Genomic DNA, 16,247 nt, shown 5'->3' on the forward strand with positions numbered 1-16,247 from the left:
TCCGCGGCCCGGTCTCTCCCGGGAAGGTGCCACGTTCGCCTCGGCCGCCGTCGGCGTCGGCCGACGCACTGCCAAGGTCGACGGCATGCGTACGATGCGATCGGTGATTCCCACGGCCCTGGTCGTGGTGACGATGTTGTCCCTGTCCGCCTGTGCGGCGGCCACGGCCAAGTGTCGGAACAACGACTGCACCGTCGCGGTGAAGACCGACGGTACCGTGGGCATCGAGATTCTGGACTATCCGGTGGTCTTTCGGGATCTGCTCGCCGACACGGTGACGGTCGAGTACGCCGGCGTGTCGTACACCATCGCCGTCGGGCAGACGACGCTGGTCGGCCCGATGAGCGTGACCGTCACGGCGGCGACGCCGGGGCGGGCAGAGCTGCGTATCACCGCCGACCATCGCGGTGGTGACGCCGCGGGCGCGGCCAGCGCGACCGCGGGCGCCGGACCGGCTAGCGCTGGATCCACAGCCGAAGTTCGCGTGAGTCCAAGCAGGTGAGTACGGCTTCGTGCAGCATCATCCCGGCCGCGCGGGCCAGCGACAGGTCGAGGTGACTGCTGTGTCCGTCGGGCAGTCGTAGCTGGATGTCGCCGGTGCGTCGGTCGACGGTGCAGCCGAGCGGCAGTTCTGCCGGTCGACCCCCGGCGGTGCGGACGAAGACCCGCATCTCGACGACACCGGGTACGGTGTGCGGCCGACCGGCCGGTCGGCTCTGCGGGCGCCGGGCCTGTCCCTCGCCCGTGTCGGCCGGGTTCGTCTGCGGCGCCGACGGCACCGACCCGGTGCCTGGCGTCGGTGCCGGGACGGCCGGTTCCGGTGGCGGCAGGGCACCTGTGCGGGGCGCCAGCTCGGCCCGGCCGATCATGACGGTGTCGACCCCGGTGCCCTGCGCACCGGTGACGCGATAACGGATGGTGACGGCGGTAGGGGAGCGGACCAGCACCACTCCGGCCCGCCAGGCACCGGCCCGATGGACCCAGATCGCGGCGCCCGGTCGGTACGGCGGGCACGGATCGGTCGGGTCCCCCTCAGGCGCGCGTACGGTGCTGCTCATCGCTGCTCACCCGAGGTACGTATCGCATTGTGGTTGAACTGCCTCTGATCGCCGGGACGGATCTGTCGCTGCCTGGCTGACGATACTTCCCTGCCGACAGAGACGGCAGGGGTGAATCGCCGGTGTCAATTTATGGATATTGTGGACTTCGCGACATCGCGGTCCGTCGACGTCAGAAGTGGTCACTTCCGGCTTGTCGATCATTGTGGCGCAGGCCGAATTCCGGGCAGGACCGGATCGGCGACGACATCGCCGTCGCCGTCCGCGCTGGCCGGCACCGGCGGCACCGCCTGGCCCGGACGGCCCGGCGATCCCCGGCGTTACCTGCTGCTAAGCCAGTTCGATCGCTCAGCCTAGCGTCCTAGGACGTCTAGCGGACATGATCTGCGTCGCATCCACATGCAACACCCTGAAGACTTTGTCTTAAGTGGAAATTGATTGCGCCGGCAACCTCTTCGGCGGCCCGGACGGGAGTCGAACTCGACCGTTTTGCGGCGGTGCGTCGCGTTCGAGGAAGCAGCCGACTAGTGGCGTGCGGTGATGCCGTCGAGGAAGATCGCCGTGCAATCGGTAATGAGACGATTCAGTGAGTGCTTGGTGTTCGGCTTGAACCACCGTACGGTCAACCAGATAGCGTCCCGGGTGAGCCGGTAGAACGTCTTGGGGTCGATGTCGGTGCGTAGCGACCCGTCCTGGCGGCCGGCCTCGATCACCGTCAGCCAGGTGGTTTCGACATCCCGTCCGGCGCTGCGGAGATATCCGAACCGGGACAGGCCGCGTAGGTAGTTGGCGTCGTTCTGGTAGATCTCGGTGGCGTGGGGGTGGGCGGCTGCGCTTTCCAACGAGGCGCGGATCAGGCTGCGTAGCTGGACGCCTGGCCCGGCGGGGTCGGCCAGCACCTGCTGGTACCGGGTGCGCAGGTCCGCGAGATAGCCGGAGAGTATCTCGTCGACCATGGCCTCTTTGGACTCGAAGTGGTGATAGAGGCTACCCGACAGGATGCCTACGTCGTCGGCGATTTCGCGGACCGTGGTTCCGGCGACGCCCTTGCTGGCGAAGAGGGCACCGGCCCGGTGGAGTATGTGGTCGCGGCGGCTGCGGGAAGTCGCCATCGTCTCCCTCATCATGTGCTGGCATAGCGAACATTTGTTTGGCACCTCCCGCGATGACGAGCCACGATGGTGATCCTGACTGGATCCAGATAATGTCCATCGCGGCTCTGACCTATGTGATCTCTGACGGCACGGCCGTCGTCGAGGGGCGGGTGGGGTACGCACGCCAGTGTAGGGCCAGTCGATGCGGGCCCTGCGTGGTGTATTGGCCTCGCGTCCAGTGTGTTTTGTCGGGAGAGTATTTTGCTGTTCAGCGGCTCAGCCGACTACCGCTGACCTGGCGGCTACTGTTGATCGCGGCGCCCGGTCTGCCGGCCCCGAGCCGCCCGCGCACCGCCACGGCTGCGGATGGTGACTCCCGAGTAGTGCAGCCGACGGTGCACGTAGCTGTAGGAGACGCCGAGTTCGGCCGCGATCTGCCGGATCGGCTGCCCGGTCCGGTAGCGGTCGACGATCTCGGCCGTGCTCGGGCGCCGCGACGGCGGGACTGCCGGCATGACTCCTCCCTGCCTCGGCGGAGGTCCGACGGTTACCGGTCGTCTTCCATTCCTGACCGGTCCTGCATATGTCGCGCCCGGGCCGAACGGGGTTGACCGGCGAACTGTCGGATCAACGGCACTGCCCCGCAGATCCGTGGATCTGCGGGGCAGTGCCGTGCGCCGTGCGGTTGCCGACGACCGGCGGCGTGGCCAGCCAGGTGGCGGCTATCCGGACGGTGTGTCCTCGCGGTGTAACTGCGTGGCCCCGGCGGCCACCGACCACCCGGCCACCCAGGTTTCGGTGCTGCCGGCGTCGGCACGGTCAGCCAGGTGGTACCAGTCCATCCGGCAGCGCTCGGCGGTCACGTCGAGTAGGCCGTAGCCGTGCCCGTCGAGCTCGGTCCAGCGCACGTGCGGATTGGTCAGCCGGACCAGGCCGGCGCCGAGCGTGCTGAGCGCGTTCCCGGCCGGGAGTCCGAGAAAGTCGTCGACGTTGTCGCTGGTCACCGACGGAACCACGAATTCGACAGCGGCCGGTGGCCGTCCGGCGGTGGACCGGGTGGTGATTTCGTTCGCCCACGAGGTGTGGATGTCGCCGGTGAGAAAGACGACGTCGCGGGTACCGGTGGCGAGCAGGTGGTTGACCAACGTGTTGCGGTCGGCGTTGTAGCCGTCCCACTGGTCGACGTTGAGCACCAGGCCGTTCTGCGGCACGCCGAGCAGCCGGCCGAGCGGGCCGAGCAGCCAGGCCGGCAGCGAGCCGACGTCGAGCCGGGCCATCATCACCGGGTTGCCGACCAGCTTCCACTGCGCGTTCGAACTGGCCAGACCGTCGCGCAGCCAGCCCATCTGGTCGGCACCGGTAATGGTGCGGCTGCGGTCGTCGACGTCGCTGCCGGATGCCTGCTGGGACCGGTACGTGCGCAGATCCAGCAGGGACAGCTCGGCGAGCGTGCCGAAGCGCAGCCGCCGGTAGATGCGTCCCGCCGGGCCGGTGCGCACGGGCATCCACTCGAAGTAGGCCTGGCGCGCCGCGGCGAGGCGTCGTGACCAGTCGCCTTCCGTACCCGGGGTGTGGTTTTCGGCGCCGCCGGACCACTGGTCGTTGGCGACCTCGTGATCGTCCCAGGTGATGGCCCACGGCACGGCGGCGTGCAATGCCTGCAACTCGGGGTCGGTCTTGTAGCAGCCATGCCGGGCGCGGTAGTCCGCCAGGGTGAGTACCTCGTGGGCCGGGCGCACCGGTCGTACGACCCGCCCGCCCGCGTCGAACTCGCCGGTGCCGTACTCGTACAGGTAGTCACCCAGATGCACGATCAGGTCCAGGTCGTCACGCCGGGCCAGCTGCCGGTACGCGGCGAAGTGGCCTGCCTCCCAGTTGGAGCAGGAGACGACGCCGAAACGGAGCTGGTCGACCGGGGCGTCGGCACCGGGCGCGGTCCGGGCGTGTCCGATCGGCGACCAGGTGTCCTGGCAGCCGAAGCGGTACCAGTATCCGGTGGCTGCGGCGAGCCCGGTGATCTCCACCTTGACCGTGTGGTCGCGGGCCGCGCCGGTAGCCACCGCGCCAGCGTCGATCACCGTGGTGAACTCCGGATCGGAGGCGACCTGCCAGGTCACCGTCACGTCCGGTCCGGCACCGGATCCGGGCAGCGCGTCCTCGCTCGGGGTCACCCGGGTCCAGAGCAGGATTCCGTCGGGTGTCGGGTCGCCCGACGCCACGCCGTGTCGAAACGTCGCGCCGGGGGACTGGGCGGTGGCGGGGGTGATCGCCACCGCCCCGGCCAGCGCGGTGGTGCCGGCCGATGCGCCGGCGATCCGTAGAACGGTACGCCGATCGATGGGGGTCGTCATGGCCTTCTTGTCTAGCCGGTCGCCCGGCGGTGGCGCTGGCGCCATCGGAGGATTTCGCCGACTCTTCGCCTGCCGTTTCGACGGTCGCCGTGGATCGCGGACATGGTTCTTCCTCGTCCTCGGTGGTGGCGAATGCTCAAATGATCTTCTGGCAATACTCAATTGTGAGTAGGTCAGTGCTTAATCTTTGTCGCGATGATTGTCTAGTCCGTTGTCAGTAACCCGATAGGTGGGCTGCTCGGCGTGCGAAGGTGCCGGTCGCGCGACTAGTGTTCAGGAAGACGTCTACAGAGGAGCATGCTGCGTAATGCCGTTGGTGCAACGCTTAGTCCGGCGGTTCCGGCAGTACAATGCCCGCCCTCACGTGTTCCACGCTGGCCGGTGTCTTGCGGACGGCATCCGACCCGCCGATTCGGCGGTGCCAGCGGTTCGGGCCGCCGCGACGTACCTGCGGGGCGGAGAGCTCGGGTGATACGGATTCTGCTCGTCGAAGAGTTGGGCTTGGTGCGTGATGCGCTCCGCACCGTCTTGTCGAGTGAGGACGACATGGCGGTCGTGGTCGATGTGGCGGCGGTCGGCCACGTCGTACCGGAGGTCCAGCGGGTACGGCCCGACGTCGTGTTGGTCAACACGGACCGGGTCGGACCGGAGATCATCCGGATGGCCCGGGCGGTCACCACCTCGTTCCCGGCGACCGGCGTGCTCGTGATCAGCGCCAGCCGCAGCCCGGAGGCGCTGTCCGCGGCGCTACGGGCCGGTGTGCGCGGATTCGTCGGCACTGATATCGCTCCCGCGGATCTGGTGAAGCTGGTGCGCGCGATGGCGGCCGGTGAGTCGGTGGTGGACGACGCGGTCGCGGTCGCGGCCCTGCGTCCGTCGGAGAACCCGCTGACCGAGCGGGAACGGCAGGTGTTGCAGGCGGTCGCGGACGGCTGGCCGCTGCGGGAGATCGGCACCGGGCTGCACCTGTCGTACGGAACGGTGCGCAACTATCTTTCCCGGATCATGCGCAAGACCGGCAGCCGCAACCGGATCGAGGCGATCCGACGAGCGCAGCAGGAGGGCTGGATCTGACCGACGGGGTCGTCGACGGGCCGGCAGCGGTGAGCGGTCCGCGGTATCGAGCGGATCGTCCGCCAGTGTGTTGTGATCGTTACCACTAGCCGTCGCGGATGTTTCGCGGGCGTCAAGGGAGTAGGGATGATTCGGGTTCTGCTGGCGCTCGACGGGGCACTCGTGCGAGGTTCGATCGCTTTCGTGTTGTCAGCCGAACCGGACATCGAGGTGGTCGCCGAGATCCAGCAGGCCGACCAGATCGGGCCGGCCTGGCAGGCGACCCGGCCGGACGTGACCGTCGTCGACCTCGACCTGTACGAGTTGGACGATCCACCGCGGTACGAGTCGCAGGATTGCGCGCAGCCGGGCCCGGTGCTGATTCTCGCCGCCGCGCGCCAGGTGGCGCGACTGCGTCGGGCACTGGTCCGCGACACCTGCATGCTCGGCTTTCTCAGCAACGACGTGGCGCCGGTGAGAGTCGTGGATGCGGTCCGTCGACTGGCCCGTGGTGAGCCGGTCGCCGACGCGGACCTGGTGGTGGAGGCGCTGACCGCCAAGACGCCGTTCACCACCAGGGAACTCGAAGTCCTGGAGATAGCCGCGCAGGGCCACCCGGTGGCCGAGATCGCCGCCCAGCTGGCGCTGTCTCCCGGCACCGTGCGGAACCATCTGTCCCGGGTCACGGTCAAGACCGGTGCGCGCACGAGGATCGACGCGGTACGCATCGCCCGCGAGGCTGGCTGGATCAGCTGACCGGGTCGGGCCCGGCGGGTCGGGCCGACCAGTATCCGACCAGGTCGCGGTACGTGCCGGAGCTGACGAGTTGCTCCTCGTGCGGGCCGAGGGTCGCCGATCTGTCGTCGATGACCAGAACCCGCGGGGCCCGCAGCGCGGAGCTGATCCGGTGCGCGATCACGATCAAGGCTCCCGGCCTGGCCATGAAGGCGTGCTCGATCCGGGCCTCGGTGGCCGGATCGCAGTGGCTGGTCGCTTCATCGAGAACCGCCAGCGGCGCGGGGGACAGATAGGCCCGCGCGGCGGCCAGCACCTGGCGCTCGCCACCGGAAAGCAGGGCCGGGTCGACCGGTTCGGTCAGCCCGCCGAGCCGGTCGACCAACGGGCGCAGGCCAAGGCGATCAACTGCCTGCAGGAGATCGGTGTCGGACGCCTTCGGGCGCAGGTAACGCAGGTTGTCCGCCACGGTACCGGTGAACACGTACGCCTCCTGCGGAACGAGGACCCGTAGTTCGGCCAGCTCCGCCGCCGTCAGGTCGTGGATCGGCCGGCCAGCCAGTTCCACCGTGCCGTGGTCGGCTCGACGTAGCCCCGCCACCAGGGCGGCGAACGTCGATTTGCCCGCGCCGCTGGGGCCGACCACGGCGAGGTGGGCGCCAGCGGGCAGGCACAGGGTGAGCCGGTCGATGACCGGTCGGGTCGACCGCTGGTAGTGGTAGGTCACCTCGCGCAGGTCGACCGCCGCTGCGGGTACGCCGGTGCCGGCGCGACGCGCCGGCACCGGCGTCCGGTGCCGCTGGACGCCGCTGTCACGGTCACCCGCCGATCCGTCCACGACCGGCGCGCAGGACTCGCGCAGCAGTCGGTCCAGCGTCACGACGAAACGCAGCCCGCCGGCCGCGACGCCCTGCACCAGGGCGTGCAGCGCGGGCTGCAGGCCGGTGCACACGTAGACGAGGGCGCCGAGCACCGCCCCTGGGGTCAGGCCACGGTCGACCAGCCACGGCGCCGCGGACAACAGCAGTATCAGCGGTAGCCAGGCGCCAACCGCAAGGACGAGGCTGCGGGTGGCCGCCATCGCGGCCAGGGTACGTTCGGCCGCCGCCTGGGCGTCTATCGCGGCGCCGACCTGGGTAGCCGCCCACGTCTGGGCACCACAGGCCGTCACGTCCCGGTGCCCTCGGATCGTGTCGGTGGCCCGGCCGCCGAGCCGTTCGCCGGCGTGCACGTAGGTTCGCTGCCGGGCCGCCATCGCGGGCAGCGTCGCGGCGAACAGGATCAGCCCGACGACCAATGGTGCCGCGACCAGCGCCGCGACCAGCGGATCCAGCGACATCAGGCCGATCAGCGCCGCGGTCGCGGCCACCAGGAATCCGCGTACCACCATGATCAGTCCGGCGAAGGTGTCCCGAACGGTCTCCACCTGGTGGGTCAGCCGGGACACCGCGGCCGGGTCGCCGGCGGTGCCGGTGCCGACCGCTCGCCGCAGCGAGGCGGTCACCACCAGGTCGGTCAGCTGGTCACGGAACGGTTCGACGATCGTGGCCAGACAACGGTAGGTTCCGGCGGTGCCGGCCGCTCCGACCAAGACCGTGGCCGCCGTCGCGGCCAGCCAGGCCATCCCGAGCGCTGGCTGGCCCGCGAGGAAGCCGTCGTCGACCGCCCTGGCGGTCGCGTACCCGGTGACCAGCGCCGGCAGCGCCTCCAGTGCCGACCAGGCGGCGAGCCGCCCGAGGCTGCCGGGCTGTCGGGACAGGGCACGCAGAGTTACCGGCGCCACCCGGGAGCGGGTCATCGGTGGACCGGTGCCGGGGGCACCTGATCGTCGGCGTGCTCCGGCCCGGCCGACTCGGCGACCGGCGCGCGGAACACCGCACGGTATCCGGGCAGCCGCCACAACCGAGCGTGGGGTCCAACGGCCCGGACCCGGCCGGCGTCGAGCCAGACCACCACGTCGGCGGCGGCGGCACCGGTCACCCGGTGGGTGATCACCAACCGGGTACGGTGATCTCCTGCTGCGGCGACCGCCGTGGCGATCCGGTGCGCGGTGACGGTGTCCAGGTTCGACGTCGCGTCGTCGAGGATCAGGAGCCGTTGGGCCCGCATCGCGCGGGCCAGGCCGAGACGTTGCGTCTCGCCGCCCGACATCGGCGTGTCGGCGAGCGCGGCGTGGTATCCCCCCGGCAGTCCGGTGACGAACTGATCGATGGCGGCGGCGCGGGCCAGTCGCTCGAGCTCGGCTGGGCTGACGCCGTCGGCGCCCAGCCCGATCGCGTCGGCGAGCGTGGAACCGACCAGGGTGGGCCGGTCGAAGCCGTACCCGACCGCACGGCGCAGCGCGTCGGGGCGTAGCGCGTCCAGCGGGATCCCGTCCAGCCGCACCTGCCCGGCGTCGGGGTCCCGAAGCCGGCCGGCGATCTCGGCCAGCGTCGACTTGCCCGCGCCGGACACGCCCACCACGGCGGTGGTCGACCCACCTGGCACGCGAAGACTGACCCGGTCCAGGATCGACCGACCGTCCGAGGTGTACACGCTCACGTCGTCCAGGACCAGTTCGCCGGGCCCGGGGGGCAGTACCGCCCCGCCGTACCGCATCCGGGGCTCGGCCAGGATCTCCGCTGCCCGCCAGGCCCCGGTACGTGCGCGGATGATCCGGTTGAGCGTGGCGACCACGGCGCCGAGCCCGGTGCCGAGCGCGGCGTACTGCATCGCGGCGAAGAGTTGGCCGGGACTGAGCCGACCCGTCGTGACGGCGTGTCCGGCGACCGCCACGACGGCCAGTTGCAGAGCCGGCGCGACCAGCGCGGTGCGTCCGGCCGCGCGGGCCAGCACCAGCCAGGACCGCCGGCCGTAGGCGTGCAGGTCGGGTAGGGGCGCGAGTATCCTCGCCGCTTCGGCCGTCGTGGTGCCGGCCGCACCGATCGTCCGCGCGCCGGTGAGTGCCTCGATCAGCCGGCCGGCGATCTCACCGTGGGTGCGCTGGTAGCCGCGCATGGCGTCGGTGGCGTCGGCGACGAACGCGTGGATCAGCAGGCTCATCACGAGCAGGCCGGCGACGAAGGTGATCGCGAGCCAGGGATCGAGCATCGCGAGTGCGGCCACGCTGCCGACGCTCGGCAGGGCCGCGGTGAGGCCGAGAACGAGTGCCGTGCCGGCCTGCCCGGCGTCCGCGGCCTGGCCGACCAACCGGGTGACGAGATCGCCGGCGGGACGGCGGGCGGCCGCTGCCGGAGCGAGGCCGAGAATGTGACGGATCAGCAGATGGCGCAACCGGCCGGTGGCGCGGGCAGCACCGTAGCCGCTGGCCAGCTCACCGGCGATCCCGGTGAGCACGATTGTCCCGACCAGCGCGGCGGCGGCGATCAACCAACGGCCGTCGCTACCGGCCAGGGCGGCGTCCACCGCCTGGCCCAGCGTCGCCGGCAGCAGTAACTCGGCCGCGTTGCCGGCCAGCGCGGTGAGGCCCAGCAAAACGGTCCAGCCGCCCGCGTGGCGGGCCGAGCGCAGCAACGGCCGGTCGCGTCCGGCAGCCATCATCGCCTCCGCAGTGCCCAAGGGCCGTACGGCCCTTGGTGGGGCACCGTGGATGCCCCACCAAGGGCGTGACCGGACCTAGTTGCAGGTCGTCACGGACAGCGAGCTGTCGCCGCAGAGCAGCAGGCTCGCGGAGCTGCCACCGGTACGCTCGGCGGCAGGCAACTCCATACCCTGGAGATCCAGGAGCGCCATGTCTGTCACCTCCCTCCTGTCGTCGTGGTCGTCGTCACCCTCACGGTTGCGAGGGGGCTCGGGACGCGCCGGTCAACGGCGCGAGGAACGGCAGGGTCACCGGATTGTCCTGGCGGATCATCGCGGCGGCGAACAGCACGCCTGCGGTACCGGTGGCCAGGTCCATGGACAACCGCAGCAGCCGCTCGCCCGGAAACGCCAACCCGCCGCGGTACGGCAGGGCGTGCCAGGCCAGCCGCCGTAGCTGGGCCGATGCTTCGCGCAGGTCGTCCGCCGCATCCGGGTCGTCGGTGTGCTGGTGCGGTGACGTGGTCCGTCCGGATCGGGTCCCGCCGACCAGCTGCCGGGTAGCCAGGTAGGCGATGATTCCGGCCCGGCCGGCGAACAGCCCGGATTGCGCGTAGAACGGGGAGCGGGCGGCGCGGCGGATCGATCCGGCGGCCCCGACGAGTTCGTCGTCACCCGGTCGATGGCGCAGAAGCTGATCGAGCACCACGCCGACACCGGTGCTGCCCTCAGCGAGGTAGGGCATGGTGCGCCAGCCTTCGTTGACCTCCATCGCCCCGTTGTCACGTACGACGCATCGGCGCAGGTCCCAGCGCAGTGCCCGGTCCGCCCGGTCGAGTAGTTCGGGTTCGCCGGTCAGCTCGTAGGCCCGCAGGAACAGCAGAGCCGGCCCGCTGCGTCCCCGGCACAGGCCGGCCGGCGGATGTCCGCCGCCGCTGACCGGTGTCCCGGTCGGGGCGGCGTCGTCGGCGTCGTCGGCGTCGAGCCGGTCGGCGACGAGTCGCAGTGCCTGCCGTGCGGCGTCGTGCAGCCCGGTGTCCCCAGTGCGGTGCGCGAAGTCCAACAGGTTCAGGGCTATCCCGGCCAGGCCACCGAACAGGTCGGGGCCGAGGCGCTGCCAGGGCTCGTCGAGACAGAGGCCGAGCAGGTCGAGGGCGGCGTCGCGATGGCCGAGCCGGTCCAGCACGTACGCGATGCCGTGCAGGCCGTCGTAGAAGCCGTACCGGGAGCCGGAGGGGGGATTCGCGACGCGCCGCAGGAGCCACTGGGTGTGTTCGTGGGGTGGCTCGACACCAGCCGAGACGAGTGCCCACAGTACGCCTGCCGCGCCGTAGGCGACGTTGTGTCCGCTGGTGCGGAACTGGGCGATGTCGCCCGGGTAGAGGCGGTCGTCGCGGTGCACGGTGGCGCTGGCCAGGATGGCGTCGACGAACGCCCGCCGCACCAACGGCCACGTCGCCACGTCCGACAGCCCGGCCGGCTGGTCCGCGTCGTGGTGCCCGCGCCGGGTCGAGACGGACTGCGGGTGCCCGACGATCTCGGCGACAGCGCCGTCGCAGAACTCGGCGGGGACGGGGAAGGTGGCCGCGATCACCTCGGCCAGTTCGGTCGCCTTGTGCGGCACGAGCCGGACCAGCTGGGTGACTGGCAGGAACAGGGCGAGTTTCAAGCAGGCCAGGGCGTACCGGTCGACGGCCGGTCCGGTGCGGTCGCGGGGGGCGGCGAAACCCTGGTTGCGCAGCGCTGGACGGCCTGGTGCGCCGGTCGGCTGCGCGACCTCGAAGTCGATCAGTGCGATCGTGTCGTCGTCGCGGACCATGATGTTGAACAGGTGCAGGTCCCCGTAGACCACGCCCCGGTCGTGGATCGCGTCGATCGCTGCCGCGACCTGCTCGTACAGCCGCATCGCCCAGGCGGTGTACGCGACGTAGCGCGCCGCCGGCGCGTCGGCGTCGACCAACGGGTACCGCTGCACGATGACCTTGTTCAGCGGCTGCCCGTCGATGAACTCCAGGGCGAGGAACTGGTGCTCGCCGACGGCGAACTCGTCGAGCACCGCCGGAACCTGGGGGATGCCGTGCAGCTGCCGCAGAATCCGTGCCTCCTGCCGAAGCCGGGTGACCGCGTCGGTTCCGGCGCTGTCGAGGCCGGCGTGCGGCCGGGCTTCCTTGAGCACCACCGGCCGGTCGTCGCGGACATCCCGGCCGGCGTAGACGCCGCCGCCGTTGGAGAAGTGGATCACCCGGTCGATCTGGTACGGCAGGTCCGCGACCGTGGTCGCGTTGCGGGCCGCCAGGTGCGGGGCGAGGAAGGCCGGTATCGGCACCCAGTCCGGCGGCCGGAAGACCGGGTCGCGGCGATCGGGAACCAGGCTGCCGCTCGGGTCGGCGATGGCCGGGACCGTCTGGCCGTCGGCCGAGATGCAGAACCGGGCGGCGAAGCCGCCGTAGCGTACGTGCACCGGTCCCGCCCCGTAGCGCAGATCGCTGAGAATGTGCGGACCGGCTTCCTCTTCGAGTGCTTCGGCAAGCGCCTTGCAGGCGATCTCCAGCTCTGCTTCTTCATGTGGATAGATCGTGATGAACTTGCCGCTGGAGCCGCGTGATGCATATTTCGAATTGCGCATCATCAGCATGTGCGGGCCACGGAGGAATTTGAAGGGAAGCCCGTGATCGAGGCAGTATCGCCGTACGATCGCCAGTATCCGCTCCGCGTTGTCCAGCTTTGCCGACACGTGGATCTTCCAGCCCTGGTCGGGCAGTACGTCACCGGTGCGACCGACGATCACCCAGTCGTCCTTGAGTTCTCGGTGCCAGCCGGGCGGTGTCGCCGTCGCCGAGGTGAATTCCCTGACCGACGCGGACGCCGTGGCGAGCGAATCATAGAAGATCGGATCAGCCGCGCAGAACGCGTCATATCCCTCATTCATGTCTCGCCCACCTCCGGGAAAGTCGAGGATCTGCCGTTGCCGATTCGAATGTTTCCGAATAGCGCGACAACTCGATTCTCCGATGCTCCACGAGCATCGATCCAGTGTGTTTAGTAACTGGCGGTCATGAATGGCGCACGGTTCGATGTGACAAACGTCAGGCGGTGCACGGGCAGCCGCAGCCGCACCGGCCCGCGGGTCGGTGCGGCATCAGTACGGAAGAGAGGTGTGCGGCTCAGGCGGCGCGGTCGTGGCGTCGTCGGATCGACGCCGCGCCGCCGGTGATCACCCGCAGCGGCGGGGGTGTCGAGCCGGGGTTCTCCTCGTCGAGCTCGACCCGCCACCGCGACCCGGTACGCTGCCGGTCGCCGGTGGGTGTGTCCGGGTCGGTGCCACGTCGGCTCAGGGCGATCAGGAGCACGTATCCGAAGACCAGGAAGCCGTGGCTGAGCAGGCGGGAGTAGTCCACCCGGCCAGCGATGAGGTCGTTGACCGACAGCAGCGCCAACACGGTGACGAACGCGGTCAGCGTGGGCAGGATCCCGCTGGGGCGGGTACGACGCAGGGCGATCCAGACGAACCCGGCACCGATGGCGACGTTCCAGGCTGCGGATTCGTGCCACAGGTGGTTCGGCGCGGTGCCGCCGACCTGATCCGGCACGTGCAGGTGCCCTTCGGACACGCCGCCGATCTGGGTGGCGCCCAGCAGGAACTGCACGACGCCGAGTACGCCCAGCGTGCCGCGTAGCCAGAGGGTCGCCGCGGCGGCGGTGAACCGCCGGGGCGTCGGGAGGGCGTCGAGGACGGACTCGTCCAGCCGCGCCGCCGGCTCCGGGCCAGCGCTGGCGGCCAGCGCGTCCAGGCGTGCGGCGGCGGCGTGCCAGGCCCGGCAGTCCACGCATCCAGCCAGGTGCTGGTGGGCCACCGCGATCTCGTCAGCGGCGGCTTCTCCGTCGAGTTGGGCGGACAGCAGTTCGCGAAAGTCGGTGCACCCCACATGTCAATAGTCGGCCCGAGGGCCGGGACGGTTCCCACCGGCCCCAGCTCGCCGGGAACCGCGCCGGCGAGCTGGGGCGCAGCCGCATGGCCGGCCGGGGCTGTCGGTCCCGGGTCGCAGTCGCTACCCTTTCAGTCATGCCGCGTACCGGATCGGACGACGACGAAATCACCCGATGGGCGTTGGCCGCCCGCGACGGTGACCGGGCGGCCGCCACTGCCTTCATCCGGTCCACCCAGCAACACGTGCAGCGGTTCCTGGCCCATCTGGTCGACGCGACCGAAGCCGAGGACCTCACCCAGGAGACCTATCTGCGGGCGATGCGGGCGTTGCCCAGTTTCGCCGGCCGGTCCACCGCCCGCACCTGGCTGCTCGCCATCGCGCGTCGCGTCGCGGCGGACAGTATCCGGGCGCTGATGGTGCGGCCGCGGGTGGCCAATCTCGAAGACTGGCAGGCGGTGGCGGAGACGGCGACCGGTGGCGCCGGTTCACGTTTCGACGACGCGGTGGTGCTGCGGCACCTGCTGCACGGGCTGGCCACCGACCGCCGGGAGGCGTTCGTGACCACCCAGGTGCTGGGGCTGAGCTACGCCGAAGCCGCCGAGGTGTGCGACTGCCCGGTCGGCACCATCCGGTCGCGTGTCGCCCGAGCCCGTGAGGATCTGATCGCTGCCATGACCGAACGCGATCAAGGCCCGACCCGTCGGTTGCGGGCCATCAGCTGACCGGCAGCACCAGGGAAGACCGACCGGTCAGCGGATGATCCGGCCAGCTGGTCAATGACCGCGGGTGACCCAGTCCACCAGGTGCGGCGCCTCCGCGCCGATCGTGGTGCTGTCGCCATGCCCGGTGTGCACCACGGTTTCCGGTGGCAGCACCAGCAGGTGGTCGCGGATCGAGTCGATGATCACGCCGAAGTCACTGTACGAGCGTCCGGTCGCCCCCGGCCCGCCGGCGAACAGCGTGTCACCGGTGAAGACGGCGCCGAGGTCCGGGGCGTACAGGCTGCAGGCACCGGGGCTGTGACCCGGGGTGTGCAGCACCTGGAGCCGGGTGCCGGCGACGTCGATCTGTTGTCCGTGGGTCAGCGGGCCGTCGGGTGGCACACGTGGATGCACCAGGTCCCACAGCACCCGGTCCGCCGGGTGCAGCAGCACCGGTGCGCCGGTCGCCGCCGCGAGTGCCGGCGCCGTCCGTACATGATCGTCGTGAGCGTGGGTGGCGATCACCGCCCGGACGACGCGGTCGCCGATGACGGTGCGGATCGCGTCGACGTCGTGTGGCGCGTCGATCACCACGCACTCGCTGTCGTCGCCGATCACCCACACGTTGTTGTCGACGTCGAACGTCTGCCCGTCGAGGGAGAACGTCCCGGAGGTGACGGTGTGGTCGATCCGGGCACCCATCAGAACATCACCACCGAGCGCAGCACGTCACCGTGGTGCATCCGGGTGAACGCCTCCTCGACCTGGTCGAGCGCGATCTCCTCGGTGACGAACGCGTCGAGATCCAGCCGGCCCTGCAGGTACAACTCGACGAGCATCGGGAAGTCACGCGCCGGTAGGCAGTCGCCGTACCAGCTGGACTTGAGCGCGCCGCCGCGGCCGAACACGTCCAACAGCGGCACCTCGACGCGCATCTCGGGCGTCGGCACCCCGACCAGCACGACGGTGCCGGCCAGGTCGCGGGCGTAGAAGGCCTGCCGCCAGGTTTCGGGGCGGCCGACCGCGTCGATGACCACGTCGGCACCGAAACCGCCGGTGAGTTCCCGGATCGTCTCGACCACGTCGACGGTGCCGGCGTTCACGGTGTGGGTGGCGCCGAACCTCTTCGCCCAGTCGAGTTTGCGTCCGTCGGTGTCGACGGCGATGATCGTGGTGGCGCCGGCGAGGGCGGCGCCGGCGATCGCGCCGTCACCGACGCCGCCGCAGCCGATCACGGCGACGGAGTCGCCCCGGCCGACTCCGCCGGTGTTCATCGCCGCGCCGAGCCCGGCCATCACGCCACAGCCGAGCAGTCCGGCGGCGGCGGGCCGGGCGGCCGGGTCGACCTTGGTGCACTGACCGGCATGGACCAGCGTCTTCTCGACGAACGCGCCGATGCCCAGGGCCGGCGAGAGTTCGGTGCCGTCGGCGAGGGTCATCTTGCGCGCGGCGTTGTGGGTGGCGAAGCAGTACCACGGGCGGCCACGGTTGCAGGCCCGGCAGGTGCCGCAGACCGCCCGCCAGTTGAGCACCACGAAGTCGCCGGCGGCCAGGTCGCTGACCCCGTCACCGACCTGTTCGACGACGCCGGCCGCCTCGTGGCCGAGCAGGAACGGGTAGTCGTCGCTGATCCCGCCCTGCCGGTAGTGCAGGTCGGTGTGGCACACCCCGCAGGCCTGTACCCGCACCACCGCCTCGCCGGTCCCGGGATCCGGCACGACGATCGAGGTCACCTCGACGGGAGCACCGGCGGCGCGTGCGACGACTCCACGTACGTGCTGGCTCATCACGGCCTCCTGGATACCTC

At 70.6% G+C, this 16,247-nt stretch carries 15 protein-coding genes; 4 read left to right on the forward strand and 11 right to left on the reverse strand.

The window, feature by feature from the left end; genetic code table 11:
• The first annotated feature begins 103 nt into the window (after nt 1-103).
• Nucleotides 104-502 carry a hypothetical protein gene (locus ACN27F_RS00875; protein ID WP_421430629.1) on the forward strand — a complete coding sequence of 133 codons (399 nt, stop codon included), beginning with the start codon at nt 104-106 and terminating at the stop codon, nt 500-502.
• Here the strand turns inward: ACN27F_RS00875 and ACN27F_RS00880 are convergent.
• The 4 genes from ACN27F_RS00880 to ACN27F_RS00895 form a co-directional block, all read right to left on the reverse strand.
• On the reverse strand, nt 456-1,058 hold the full coding sequence (locus ACN27F_RS00880) for a hypothetical protein (RefSeq protein WP_421430630.1): 603 nt from the start codon (nt 1,056-1,058) through the stop codon (nt 456-458). The genes ACN27F_RS00875 and ACN27F_RS00880 overlap by 47 nt on opposite strands.
• 524 nt (nt 1,059-1,582) lie before the next feature.
• Complete coding sequence (locus ACN27F_RS00885) at nt 1,583-2,170, reverse strand: TetR/AcrR family transcriptional regulator (protein WP_421430631.1); 588 nt, start codon at nt 2,168-2,170, stop codon at nt 1,583-1,585.
• A 284-nt stretch (nt 2,171-2,454) separates the two neighbouring features.
• Nucleotides 2,455-2,667, reverse strand: a complete 213-nt coding sequence (locus tag ACN27F_RS00890) for a helix-turn-helix domain-containing protein (protein WP_421430632.1) — start codon at nt 2,665-2,667, stop codon at nt 2,455-2,457.
• Nucleotides 2,668-2,874: 207 nt separating this feature from the next.
• Entirely contained in the window at nt 2,875-4,503 is a 1,629-nt protein-coding gene (locus ACN27F_RS00895) for an alkaline phosphatase D family protein (protein ID WP_421430633.1), read from the reverse strand.
• A 468-nt stretch (nt 4,504-4,971) separates the two neighbouring features.
• Here ACN27F_RS00895 and ACN27F_RS00900 point away from each other — a divergent pair, with 468 nt between their 5' ends.
• Together ACN27F_RS00900 and ACN27F_RS00905 are read left to right on the forward strand one after the other, a co-directional pair.
• Nucleotides 4,972-5,577 (forward strand): response regulator transcription factor, encoded by a 606-nt coding sequence (locus tag ACN27F_RS00900; RefSeq protein WP_421430634.1) that lies wholly within the window; start codon nt 4,972-4,974, stop codon nt 5,575-5,577.
• A 126-nt stretch (nt 5,578-5,703) separates the two neighbouring features.
• Nucleotides 5,704-6,312 carry a response regulator transcription factor gene (locus ACN27F_RS00905; protein ID WP_421430635.1) on the forward strand — a complete coding sequence of 203 codons (609 nt, stop codon included), beginning with the start codon at nt 5,704-5,706 and terminating at the stop codon, nt 6,310-6,312.
• Here the strand turns inward: ACN27F_RS00905 and ACN27F_RS00910 are convergent.
• The 5 genes from ACN27F_RS00910 to ACN27F_RS00930 form a co-directional block, all read right to left on the reverse strand.
• Nucleotides 6,305-8,089: an ATP-binding cassette domain-containing protein gene (locus tag ACN27F_RS00910; protein ID WP_421430636.1), complete on the reverse strand. Its 1,785-nt coding sequence runs from the start codon at nt 8,087-8,089 to the stop codon at nt 6,305-6,307. The two genes, ACN27F_RS00905 and ACN27F_RS00910, sit on opposite strands and share 8 nt — an antisense overlap.
• Nucleotides 8,086-9,828, reverse strand: a complete 1,743-nt coding sequence (locus tag ACN27F_RS00915; RefSeq protein WP_421430637.1) for an ABC transporter ATP-binding protein — start codon at nt 9,826-9,828, stop codon at nt 8,086-8,088. Before ACN27F_RS00915 ends, ACN27F_RS00910 begins: the two co-directional genes overlap by 4 nt.
• 78 nt (nt 9,829-9,906) lie before the next feature.
• Nucleotides 9,907-10,023: a SapB/AmfS family lanthipeptide gene (locus ACN27F_RS00920; protein ID WP_421430638.1), complete on the reverse strand. Its 117-nt coding sequence runs from the start codon at nt 10,021-10,023 to the stop codon at nt 9,907-9,909.
• Nucleotides 10,024-10,063: 40 nt separating this feature from the next.
• Nucleotides 10,064-12,739, reverse strand: a complete 2,676-nt coding sequence (gene lanKC, locus ACN27F_RS00925) for a class III lanthionine synthetase LanKC (RefSeq protein ID WP_421430639.1) — start codon at nt 12,737-12,739, stop codon at nt 10,064-10,066.
• 235 nt (nt 12,740-12,974) lie between these two features.
• A complete protein-coding gene (locus ACN27F_RS00930) occupies nt 12,975-13,736 on the reverse strand; it encodes a zf-HC2 domain-containing protein (protein ID WP_421430640.1) in 762 nt (253 codons plus the stop codon).
• A 137-nt stretch (nt 13,737-13,873) separates the two neighbouring features.
• Here ACN27F_RS00930 and ACN27F_RS00935 point away from each other — a divergent pair, with 137 nt between their 5' ends.
• Nucleotides 13,874-14,461, forward strand: coding sequence for a sigma-70 family RNA polymerase sigma factor (locus ACN27F_RS00935; protein WP_421430641.1), 588 nt, complete (start codon nt 13,874-13,876; stop codon nt 14,459-14,461).
• 51 nt (nt 14,462-14,512) lie between these two features.
• Here ACN27F_RS00935 and ACN27F_RS00940 read toward each other — a convergent pair whose 3' ends face one another.
• Nucleotides 14,513-15,142, reverse strand: coding sequence for an MBL fold metallo-hydrolase (locus tag ACN27F_RS00940; RefSeq protein WP_421430642.1), 630 nt, complete (start codon nt 15,140-15,142; stop codon nt 14,513-14,515).
• A complete protein-coding gene (locus ACN27F_RS00945; protein WP_421430643.1) occupies nt 15,142-16,227 on the reverse strand; it encodes an S-(hydroxymethyl)mycothiol dehydrogenase in 1,086 nt (361 codons plus the stop codon). The genes ACN27F_RS00940 and ACN27F_RS00945 overlap by 1 nt, the downstream gene beginning before the upstream one ends.
• Nucleotides 16,228-16,247: the final 20 nt, after the last annotated feature.

The organism is Solwaraspora sp. WMMB335 (assembly GCF_049179075.1).
Taxonomy (GTDB): domain Bacteria; phylum Actinomycetota; class Actinomycetes; order Mycobacteriales; family Micromonosporaceae; genus Micromonospora_E.

Excerpts from the sequence above, each read along its gene's own strand:
- ACN27F_RS00880 (WP_421430630.1), bottom strand. The coding sequence starts at position 1,058 with ATGAGCAGCACCGTACGCGCGCCTGAGGGGGACCCGACCGATCCGTGC.
- ACN27F_RS00885 (WP_421430631.1), bottom strand. The coding sequence starts at position 2,170 with ATGGCGACTTCCCGCAGCCGCCGCGACCACATACTCCACCGGGCCGGT.
- ACN27F_RS00890 (WP_421430632.1), bottom strand. The coding sequence starts at position 2,667 with ATGCCGGCAGTCCCGCCGTCGCGGCGCCCGAGCACGGCCGAGATCGTC.
- ACN27F_RS00895 (WP_421430633.1), bottom strand. The coding sequence starts at position 4,503 with ATGACGACCCCCATCGATCGGCGTACCGTTCTACGGATCGCCGGCGCA.
- ACN27F_RS00905 (WP_421430635.1), top strand. The coding sequence starts at position 5,704 with ATGATTCGGGTTCTGCTGGCGCTCGACGGGGCACTCGTGCGAGGTTCG.
- ACN27F_RS00910 (WP_421430636.1), bottom strand. The coding sequence starts at position 8,089 with ATGACCCGCTCCCGGGTGGCGCCGGTAACTCTGCGTGCCCTGTCCCGA.
- ACN27F_RS00915 (WP_421430637.1), bottom strand. The coding sequence starts at position 9,828 with ATGGCTGCCGGACGCGACCGGCCGTTGCTGCGCTCGGCCCGCCACGCG.
- ACN27F_RS00920 (WP_421430638.1), bottom strand. The coding sequence starts at position 10,023 with ATGGCGCTCCTGGATCTCCAGGGTATGGAGTTGCCTGCCGCCGAGCGT.
- lanKC (WP_421430639.1), bottom strand. The coding sequence starts at position 12,739 with ATGAATGAGGGATATGACGCGTTCTGCGCGGCTGATCCGATCTTCTAT.
- ACN27F_RS00935 (WP_421430641.1), top strand. The coding sequence starts at position 13,874 with ATGCCGCGTACCGGATCGGACGACGACGAAATCACCCGATGGGCGTTG.
- ACN27F_RS00940 (WP_421430642.1), bottom strand. The coding sequence starts at position 15,142 with ATGGGTGCCCGGATCGACCACACCGTCACCTCCGGGACGTTCTCCCTC.
- ACN27F_RS00945 (WP_421430643.1), bottom strand. The coding sequence starts at position 16,227 with ATGAGCCAGCACGTACGTGGAGTCGTCGCACGCGCCGCCGGTGCTCCC.